2 protein-coding genes, 1 tRNA gene, 1 rRNA gene and 1 pseudogene are annotated in these 9,808 nt (G+C 69.3%); 1 reads left to right on the forward strand and 4 read right to left on the reverse strand.

Annotated features, from left to right (window positions below):
* Positions 1 to 138: 138 nt before the first annotated feature.
* Positions 139 to 5,598, reverse strand: a complete 5,460-nt coding sequence (locus AB0N14_RS33645) for a HAMP domain-containing protein (RefSeq protein WP_366029494.1) — start codon at positions 5,596 to 5,598, stop codon at positions 139 to 141.
* Between the two features lie 374 nt (positions 5,599 to 5,972).
* Here AB0N14_RS33645 and AB0N14_RS33650 point away from each other — a divergent pair, with 374 nt between their 5' ends.
* Positions 5,973 to 8,720: a SpoIIE family protein phosphatase gene (locus AB0N14_RS33650; RefSeq protein ID WP_366029495.1), complete on the forward strand. Its 2,748-nt coding sequence runs from the start codon at positions 5,973 to 5,975 to the stop codon at positions 8,718 to 8,720.
* 66 nt (positions 8,721 to 8,786) lie between these two features.
* Here the strand turns inward: AB0N14_RS33650 and AB0N14_RS33655 are convergent.
* The 3 genes and pseudogenes from AB0N14_RS33655 to rrf all read right to left on the reverse strand — a co-directional run.
* Positions 8,787 to 8,859: transfer RNA gene (locus AB0N14_RS33655), tRNA-Thr, on the reverse strand.
* A 101-nt stretch (positions 8,860 to 8,960) separates the two neighbouring features.
* A pseudogene (locus AB0N14_RS33660) lies at positions 8,961 to 9,608 on the reverse strand (DegT/DnrJ/EryC1/StrS family aminotransferase); the annotation flags it as partial.
* A gap of 112 nt (positions 9,609 to 9,720) precedes the next feature.
* Positions 9,721 to 9,808 (reverse strand): 5S ribosomal RNA (gene rrf / locus AB0N14_RS33665); the annotation flags it as partial.

The raw sequence follows: 9,808 nt of genomic DNA on the forward strand, positions 1-9,808 counted from the left end.
TGTCACCGTGATGTCACTGTGCACATAGCAGAAACGCGGCAGGAGACGAGAAGGTTCCCCGCACACCGCACTTCTACACGGCTCTCGCCCCCTCAGTGGGCAGCTCCGCGTGAACGGCAGGCGTTCTCCGCCATCCCTTCACTCTGCGCGCATCCACTGTTCCATCACCGAAAGAAGATGATCGGGATCGACCGGCTTGGTCACATAGTCGGATGCGCCCGACTGGATGGCCTTCTCCCGGTCGCCCTTCATCGCCTTCGCCGTCAGCGCGATGATCGGCAGCCCTGCGAACTGCGGCATCCGCCGGATCGCGGTGGTCGTGGCGTACCCGTCCATCTCCGGCATCATGATGTCCATCAGGACGACCGCGACGTCGTCGTGCTGCTCCAGGACCTCGATGCCCTCACGGCCGTTCTCGGCGTACAGCACCGACAGACCGTGCTGCTCAAGGACACTGGTCAGCGCGAAGACGTTGCGGATGTCGTCGTCGACGATCAGCACCTTCTCGCTGTCGAACCGCACGCCCTGCCGCGGCAGCAAGCCCCCCTGAGGCTCACCGCCGACCTGTTCCTGGCCCGCTCCGCCCCGGCCCGCGGTCACGGCCCTGCGGCGGCGCCGGAAGAGCGCCGCGGGACCGTTCTGGGTCTCCTGGTACGACTTCACCTCGGCCGGGGTCTCGATGTCCGGCGCGGACAGCTCGGCCTCGGAGGCCAGCAGATCACCGGCCTCCAGGGCGGGCGCGAGCTGCGGGTAGCCGTGCGGCGGCAGTTCGCTGGGGTGCAGCGGCAGGTACAGGGTGAACGTGGAGCCGCGGCCGGGTTCGCTCTGCGCGTGGATCTCACCGCCGAGCAGCCGGGCGATCTCCCTCGAGATGGACAGCCCGAGGCCCGTACCGCCGTACTTGCGGCTGGTGGTGCCGTCGGCCTGCTTGAACGCCTCGAAGATCACCCGCATCTTGCTGGCCGGGATGCCGATACCGGTGTCGGCCACGGAGAACGCGATCATCTCTGCGTCCGCGTCCCTCAGCGAGCCCGCCTCCAGGAGCTGCTCCCGGATGGCCATCGGGACGTCGCCGCCCGCGGGCCGGATGACCAGCTCCACGGCCCCCGTGTCGGTGAACTTCACCGCGTTCGACAGCAGGTTGCGCAGCACCTGCAGAAGGCGCTGCTCGTCGGTGTGCAGCGTGGCGGGCAGCTCCGGCGACACCCGGACCGAGAAGTCGAGGCCCTTCTCCGCGGTCAGCGGCCGGAATGTGGCCTCCACGTAGTCGACGAGCTGGACGAGCGCGATACGCGTCGGCGAGACGTCCATCTTGCCCGCCTCGACCTTCGACAGGTCCAGGATGTCGTTGATCAGCTGGAGCAGGTCGGAGCCGGCGCCGTGGATGGTCTCGGCGAACTCGACCTGCTTCGGTGAGAGGTTGCCCTCGGCGTTGTCGGCCAGCAGCTTGGCCAGGATCAGCAGCGAGTTGAGCGGCGTGCGCAGCTCGTGCGACATGTTGGCCAGGAACTCGCTCTTGTAGCGCATGGACACCGCGAGTTGCTCGGCGCGCTCCTCCAGGACCTGCCGCGCCTCCTCGATCTCGGTGTTCTTGACCTCGATGTCGCGGTTCTGCTGGGCCAGCAGCTCGGCCTTCTCCTCCAGTTCGGCGTTGGACGCCTGGAGGGCCTTCTGTCGCTGCTCCAGCTCCTCCGACCGCAGCCTCAGTTGCTCGGTCAGCTCCTGCGACTGCCTCAGCAGCACCTCCGTCTTGGTGTTGACGGAGATGGTGTTGACGCTGGTCGCGATCATCTCGGCGATCTGGTTGAGGAAGTCCCTCTGGATCTGCGTGAACGGCGTGAAGGACGCCAGCTCGATGACGCCGAGCACCTTCCCCTCGAAGAGCACCGGAAGGACGATCACCTGTGCGGGCGGCGCCTCCCCGAGCCCGGAGGAGATCTTCAGGTAGCCGCTCGGTGCGTTCTCCACCAGGATGGTGCGCTTCTCCGTGGCGGCCGTTCCGATCAGCGCCTCACCCGGCCGGAACGACGTCGGCATGGAGCCCATCGAGTAGCCGTACGAGCCCAGCATGCGCAGCTCGTACTGGTCCTCGTTCTCGACGCTGACGTCCTGGCCGTCGACCAGCGGCATGGCGACGAAGAACGCGCCGTGCTGCGCCGAGACCACCGGGGTCAGCTCGCTCATGATCAGCGAGGCCACGTCCTCCAGGTCGCGACGGCCCTGCATCAGCGCCGAGATACGGGCCAGGTTGCCCTTGAGCCAGTCCTGCTCCTTGTTCGCGATCGTGGTGTCGCGCAGGTTGGCGATCATCTTGTTGATGTAGTCCTGAAGCTCCTGGATCTCCCCGGAGGCGTCCACGTCGATCTTCAGGTTGAGATCGCCGCGCGTCACCGCGGTCGCCACGCGCGCGATGGCGCGCACCTGCCGGGTCAGGTTCCCGGCCATCTCGTTCACGGACTCCGTCAGGTCCCGCCAGGTGCCGTCGACGTCCCGCACGCGTGCCTGACCGCCGAGCTGACCCTCCGTGCCCACCTCGCGGGCCACGCGCGTGACCTCCTCCGCGAAGGAGGACAGCTGGTCGACCATCGTGTTGATGGTGGTCTTCAGCTCCAGGATCTCACCGCGCGCGTCGATGTCGATCTTCTTGGTCAGGTCGCCCTTGGCGATCGCCGTGGTCACCATGGCGATGTTGCGCACCTGGCCGGTCAGGTTCGACGCCATCTGGTTCACGGACTCGGTGAGGTCCTTCCACGTGCCGGCCACGCCCGGAACGTAGGCCTGGCCGCCCAGGATGCCGTCCGTGCCCACCTCGCGGGCCACCTTGGTGACCTGGTCGGCGAACGAACTCAGCGTCTTCACCATCGTGTTGAAGGTGTCCGCCAGCTGCGCGACCTCACCGCGGGCCTCGATCGTCACCGTCCGCGTCAGGTCACCGTTGGCGACCGCCGCCGCGACCTGGGAGATGTTCCGCACCTGCATGGTCAGGTTGTTGGCCATGAGGTTGACGTTGTTGCTGAGGTCCTTCCAGATGCCCGTGACGCCGGGGACGTGCGCCTGACCGCCCAGGATGCCCTCGGTCCCCACCTCACGGGCCACCCGCGTCACCTGCTCCGCGAACGACGACAGCTGGTCGACCATCGTGTTGACGGTGGTGACCAGTTCGAGGATCTCGCCCTTGGCGTCGACGGTGATCTTCTTGGACAGGTCGCCCTTGGCGACCGCGGTCGTGACCTCGGCGATGTTGCGCACCTGCATGGTCAGGTTGTTCGCCATGCCGTTCACGGACTGCGTGAGGTCCTTCCAGGTGCCGGAGACGCCCTGCACCTCGGCCTGACCGCCCAGGATGCCCTCCGTACCGACCTCACGGGCGACGCGCGTGACCTCCTGGGCGAACGACGACAGCTGGTCCACCATCGTGTTCAGCGTGTTCTTCAGCTCCAGGATCTCCCCGCGCGCGTCCACGGTGATCTTCTGGGACAGGTCACCGCGCGCCACGGCGGTGGCGACCTGCGCGATGTTGCGCACCTGCGCGGTGAGGTTGCCCGCCATGCCGTTCACGGAGTCCGTCAGGTCGCGCCACACGCCGGCCACGCCCGGCACCTGCGCCTGACCGCCCAGCCGGCCCTCCGTGCCCACCTCGCGGGCCACCCGCGTCACCTGCTCGGCGAAGGCGGAGAGCTGGTCGACCATCGTGTTGATGGTGTTCTTCAGCTCAAGGATCTCCCCGCGCGCGTCGACGTCGATCTTCTGCGACAGATCGCCGCGCGCCACGGCCGTCGTCACCTGCGCGATGTTGCGCACCTGACCGGTCAGGTTGGACGCCATCGAGTTGACGGAGTCGGTGAGCTCCTTCCACGTGCCCGACACGCCGTCCACGCGGGCCTGGCCACCCAGGCGGCCCTCCGTACCCACGTCCCGGGCCATGCGGGTCACCTGGTCGGCGAAGCTCGACAGCTGGTCCACCATCGTGTTCACGGTGTTCTTCAGCTGGAGCATCTCGCCGGAGACGTCCACGGTGACCTTCTGCGACAGGTCGCCGTTGGCCACCGCCGTCGTCACCTGCGCGATGTTGCGGACCTGGCCGGTGAGGTTGCGGAAAGCGGTGTTGACGGAGTCCGTCAGGTCCTTCCACGTACCGGCCGCCCCCGGCACCTGCGCCTGACCGCCCAGCTCACCCTCGACGCCGATCTCCCGCGCCACGCGCGTGACCTCGGCACCGAACGCCGACAGCTGGTCGACCATGCCGTTGACGGTGTTCTTCAGCTCGAGCATCTCGCCGGCCACGTCGACCGTGACCTTCTGCGACATGTCGCCGTTGGCCACCGCCGTCGTGACCGCGGCGATGTCCCGCACCTGGGTGGTCAGATTCCGGAAGACCGTGTTCACCGAATCGGTGAGGTCCTTCCACGTTCCCGCCGCACCCGGCACGTTCGCCTGCCCGCCGAGCTGACCTTCGGCGCCCACCTCGTTGGCGACGCGCGTGACCTCGTCCGCGAAGATCCGCAGCGTCTCCGTCATCTGGTTGATCGTCTCGGCGAGGCGGGCGACCTCGCCGCGCGCCGGCACGGTGACCTTCTGCGACAGGTCACCGTTGGCGACGGCCGTGGTGACCTGCGCGATCCCGCGCACCTGGGCCGTCAGGTTGCCGGCCATCACGTTCACCGAGTCGGTGAGGTCCTTCCACACCCCGGCGACGCCCGGCACCTGCGCCTGACCGCCGAGGATGCCTTCGGTGCCGACCTCGCGGGCCACTCGCGTCACCTCGGACGAGAACGCGGACAGCTGCTCCACCATCGTGTTGACGGTGTTCTTCAGCTCCAGCATCTCGCCGGCGACATGCACGGTGACCTTGCGCGACAGATCACCCTTGGCGACCGCCGTCGTCACCAGCGCGATGTCCCGCACCTGCGCGGTCAGCCGGTACGCCATCGTGTTGACCGACTCCGTCAGGTCCTTCCACGAACCGGACATACCGCGCAGCCGGGCCTGCCCGCCCAGCTTGCCCTCGGTGCCCACCTCGATGGCCACCCGCGTGACCTCGTCGGTGAACGTCGACAGCTGGTCGACCAGATTGTTGACGGTACGGGCGACCTTCAGGAACTCGCCTCGCAGCGGATGCCCCGTCCCCTCCGGACCAGGCGTCCGCAGCTCCATGCGCGGCGACAGATCGCCGTCCGCCACCGCGGACAGCACCCGGCTGACCTCGGCGACCGGATGCACGAGATCATCGACGAGCGCGTTGGACGCCTCGATCGCCGACGCCCAGGAGCCCTCGCAGGCCCCCGTCTCCAGCCGCTCGGTGAGCTTGCCCTCACGGCCGACCACACGCCGCACCCGCGCCAGCTCGCCGGTCAGATGCATGTTCCGGTCGGCCACCTCGTTGAAGACGGCGGTGATCTCGGAGATCACCCCGTCACCGGAGACGGTCAGCCGCTTACGGAAGTTTCCGTCCCTCATCGACACCAGGGCCGCCAGCAGCCGGTTCAGGGCCGCCGTGTCCACCTCGGTGGTTCCGTTGCGCCCCGTGCGCTGGTTGCCCAGGGACTGTCCGCCTTTCGCGCGCGTCTTCGTGCCACGCGTCGCTGCGCCAGACTCCACTGTGTCCCTCCCGCAGGGGTCGACCATCATGCTGTGCTCAGGGGTACTGCTCGACATACCGGTTACCGATGCGTAGTCCTGCCCGATCCAGCCGGGCACACGCGCCTGTCCTGCCCGGCGTGGCGAACGACACTCGGCCTGCCGGACCTTCTTCCATAAGCTTGCCCAGTGTTTCACCATGCCGGAACCAGGCCATAACAGTTCGGCAGCTTCGCACACGCTCCGCACACTCTCCGGACGTAAACACCGGCGACCGGCATCCGCATGGACGGCGAAGGTAAGTAACCTTGCATGCGGCTGTCCAGCCGCAGCGGTCGACCGGCCTGGGCGGTGGCACGAGCACGAGCGGGCAGGCATCGGAGGGGCGCCGCACCATGACCACCGGACTGCATCCCGGGGGACCACCCCAGGATCCCCGGCAGAGTGAGGACGAGCCACTGCCTCGGCAGGAGGGGGTCGGCCCGGGAGCCCTGCACGTCGAGAACCGGACGAGGAGTTCTGTGATCACCGCGCGCGCGGCCGCCAGCTTCGAGCCCGTCGGACGATCGGTCGCGAGCGCCCGGTCCTTCGTCCGCGACACCCTCCAGGGCTGGGGTTTCGCCGACATCGTCGATGACGCCGTGGTCCTCACCAGCGAGCTGGTCACCAACGCCGTCGTCCACGCGGGCACCGCCGCGGACGTCCTGTGCCTGCGCAGCGACGACGGCGTACGCATCGAGGTCGCCGACCGGTATCCGGAGCGCGAGATCCCGCTGCAGTCGGCCGCCGTCGACATGGGCAGCCCCGACCGGGAGGGCGGCCGCGGCCTGCAGCTCTGCGCCGCCCTGGCCGGCCGCTGGGGCGTGGAGTACACACCCACGCACAAACAGGTCTGGTTCCAGCTCCACCTGCCCGAGCGCCCGGTCGGCACGCGCGCGGCGGGCCCCGCCCTCCCCGCCGACCTGCTCCCGCTCGCCGACGGCCGGGTCCGCGTCGCGGTCGTCCAGATCGACCGCTCCGGCTGCATCACCGCCTGGAACGAGGACGCGGAGGAACTGTTCGGCTACGCCGGGGAGCAGGTCACCGGAAAGCCGCTCACCGACCTCGCGGCCTGGCCGCACACCCCGGGCATCGGCACGGGCATCGCCGAGGCCCTCCAGCTCTCCCGCTGGGAGGGCAGCTACGGCATCCGCGGCGCCGACGGCCGCGTGCTTCCCGTCTACGCCTCCCACCTGCGTGTACGCGACACCGCGGGCGAGCCGTCCACGGTCTGCCTGCTGGTGCGCGACCACGAGCGGGCCGTCCTGCAGACCCCGCTGCGCGGCCCGGCCTCCGACACGACCACGGCCGCGGACGGCCAGACGGCGGACCCCTTCGAGGTCTTCATCGGCTCCCCCGCCCCTGACGACCTCGACGGCCTGCTGCAGCGCACGGTGGAACGCGCCCGCGACATGCTCGACGGCGACGCGGCCTTCCTGCTGCTGGCCACCGACGACGAGACGGAGCTGGAGGTACGCGCCTCCACGGGCCTGCCCTCCGCCCGCCAGCGCTTCGCCCGCGTCCCCGTCGAGGCCGGCCCCGGCCGCTACGGCTCGGCCCGCATGCCGGCCGTCCACGACGACCTGACGGCCGTACCGGGCGCGGTCCCGCTGCTGAACGGCACCGGTATGCGCTCGGTGGTGACGGTCCCGCTGAAGGTCGAGGGCCGGCTCACCGGCTCCCTCGGCGTGGCGGCGGAGGCACCCTCCCGGTACTCCAACGAGGAGGCGCTGCGCCTGCAGTTCGCGGCCGACCGCATCGCCCTCGCCGTGGAATCGGCCCGCCTGGGCGAGCTGGAACGCCTGCGCCGCGGCTCCCTGAGCTTCCTCGTGGAGGCCTCCGACCTCCTCGCGGGCACCCTGGACAGGGACCAGACGCTGGCGCTGATGGCCCAGATGACGATCCCGACCCTGGCCACCTGGTGCGCGGTCTACACGATCGCCGACCAGGCTTCGGAGCCGTACCTGTCGTACGTCCTGCACGAGGACGAGGACCGCATCGACGGCCTCAAGGCCCTCCTGTCCAAGATCCCGCCCCCGGAGCCGATCCCCACACCGGGCGCCCGCATCTGGACGGCCCCCGGGGAGGCGGCCCACCAGGCGGCCCTGCGCACCTCCATGCGGAGCCTCGGCCTCGGCGAGCCGGCGACGGTCAGCTCCGGCATCGGCACGACGCTGGCGACGGCCTCGGCGGTGGGAGGCGAAACGGTCGTACTGCCGCTGGTGGCCCGCAACCGCGTCATCGGCATGCTGACGCTGGGCAAGCCGACGGACGAACACTTCCGGCAGGAGATCCTGGAACTGGCCGAGGACTTGAGCCGCCGGGCCGCCCTCGCCCTGGACAACGCCCGGCTGTACTCGGAGCGCACGGCCATCAGCCAGTCCCTCCAGCGCAGCCTGCTCCCGCCGGGACTGCCGCAGATCGACGGGGTCGAGGTGGAAGTCATCTACCGCGCGGCCGGCGAGGGCAACGAGGTCGGCGGCGACTTCTACGACCTGTTCCCGATCCGCGACGGCGCGTACGGCTTCGCCATCGGCGACGTGTGCGGTACGGGACCGGAGGCCGCCGCGGTCACGGGCCTGGCCCGTCATGCCCTGCGCCTGCTGGCCCGCGAGGGCTTCGGCGGCCCGGCTGTCCTGGAACGCCTGAACTCCGCGATTCTCGACGAGGGCGCCCGCAGCCGCTTCCTGACGCTCCTCTACGGCGAGTTGTGGCCGCAGGAGGACGGCAGCGCGGTGCTGAAGGTGGTGTGCGCCGGCCACCCGCTGCCGCTCCGGCTGCGCCAGGACGGCACGGTGGAGCCGGCGGCCGAACCGCAGCCGCTCCTCGGCGTCATGGAGGACCTGGAACTGTACGAGCAGACGGTGACGCTCGGCCCGGGCGACGTCCTGCTGTGCGTCACGGACGGCGTCACGGAACGCCGCGAGGGCCGGCGCATGCTGGGCGACGACGGTCTCGCGGACGTGCTGACCACCTGCACGGGCCTTACAGCGGGCGCGGTGGCGGCCCGCATCATGCGGGCGGTGGAACGCTTCGCCTCCGACGCCCCGTCGGACGACATGGCGATTCTGGCGATGCGGGTCCCGGACCTTCCCAAGGAGTGAGGGTCCGGGACAGGAATTCGGGGCATAAGAAAAGGCCTCGCCCTGTTGGGCGAGGCCTTTTCTTTGAGCCCCCAAACGGAATCGAACCGTTGACCTTCTCCTTACCATGGAGACGCTCTGCCGACTGAGCTATAGGGGCTTGTCGCTCTTTCCGAGGTTTCCCTCGCGGCAACGGGATAGATCATACCCCGAACTGACGTGTGCTCCCAACCATCGAGGCACCGGTTCAGAAAGCGGGCTCAGCAGTCCGCCCAGGGCGTTGCACGCGGAGACGATCCTGTTCATCTCACGCTTGGTCAGGGACGCGTCCACCGGAAGCGAGAGCGTCTCGTCGGCGGCCCGCTCGGTCTCCGGCAAATACACGTCGCGCCGGAACGCCGGCATACGGTGCGCGGGCGTCTTGACCGGAACCCGGCACTCAACTCCCCTGGCCCGCACGGCTCGTGCGAAGGCATCCCGGTCGGGCCGACCGTTGCCCGGCACCCGCACGACGTATTGCTGATAGGTGTGGCCGCCGCCGTCCTCGGGCGTGCGTACGCCCCGCAGCCGCTTGTCGAGGTAGGCCGCCCGCTCCCGCCGCTGCGCCACCTCGGCGTACGGTGTCTCGGACTCGCCCTGCTCCAGCACCAGCAGACCGTGTCGCTGCCCGACCTCGTGAAGCACGGCGACATCGGCCGGCCGTCCGAAGCGGTGCACGACGACGACCGCGGCGGTCTGGGAGGTCACCACGGCCTCCACGGCCGCCGGGTCCAGACAGTACGTCGCCGGGTCTATGTCCGCGAAGACCGGCGTCGCACCCGCCGACGCCACGGCCTCGGCCACCTCGATGTTGCCGAACGCCGGCACGATGACCTCGTCACCGCGGCCGACACCTGCGGCCATGAGCATTCCAGCAGTACCCATGGCTGGGATGCTGGTCCGGCAACGTGAACGCAAAGTGACGCGCAACGCAAAAGAGCGGGTCCCTGAACCGAAGTTCGGGGACCCGCTCTGAAGAATTGTTCGGCGGTGTCCTACTCTCCCACAGGGTCCCCCCTGCAGTACCATCGGCGCTGTAAGGCTTAGCTTCCGGGTTCGGAATGTAACCG

The sequence above is a fragment of the Streptomyces sp. NPDC051104 genome, from assembly GCF_040682835.1.
Classification (GTDB): Bacteria; Actinomycetota; Actinomycetes; order Streptomycetales; family Streptomycetaceae; genus Streptomyces; species Streptomyces cynarae.